Annotated in this window: 1 protein-coding gene; it reads right to left on the reverse strand. The window is 51.7% G+C overall.

The features are described from left to right. Positions 1 to 466, reverse strand: a 466-nt coding sequence (locus tag ACO0LM_RS28705) for an EF-Tu/IF-2/RF-3 family GTPase (protein ID WP_423042360.1), incomplete at both ends; no start/stop codon positions are given.

Raw genomic sequence — 466 nt, forward strand, 5'->3', positions numbered from 1 at the left:
GACGGTAGTTGTTGAAGAATGGTGTATGACGGCCACCTTCATCTTTGGACAATACATAGATCTCGCCTGTGAAGTGGGCGTGAGGCTTGATGGAGCCTGGTTTTGCCAACACTTGACCACGCTGGATATCTTCACGTTTGGTACCACGCAGCAATACGCCGACGTTGTCGCCTGCTTGACCTTGGTCGAGCAGTTTGCGGAACATTTCAACGCCAGTACAGGTCGTTTTGACTGTGTCTTTGATACCAACGATTTCGATCTCTTCGCCTACTTTGACAATACCGCGTTCGATACGGCCAGTAACAACTGTACCGCGACCGGAGATGGAGAATACGTCTTCTACTGGCAACAGGAAGGCGCCGTCAACAGCACGTTCTGGTGTTGGGATGTAGGTATCCAAAGCGTCAGCCAGTTTCATGATGGCTTCTTCGCCCAGAGGACCTTGGTCGCCTTCGAGGGCCAGTTT

Origin of the sequence: Undibacterium sp. Di26W (assembly GCF_049340265.1) — a bacterium.
Lineage (GTDB): Bacteria > Pseudomonadota > Gammaproteobacteria > Burkholderiales > Burkholderiaceae_D > Undibacterium.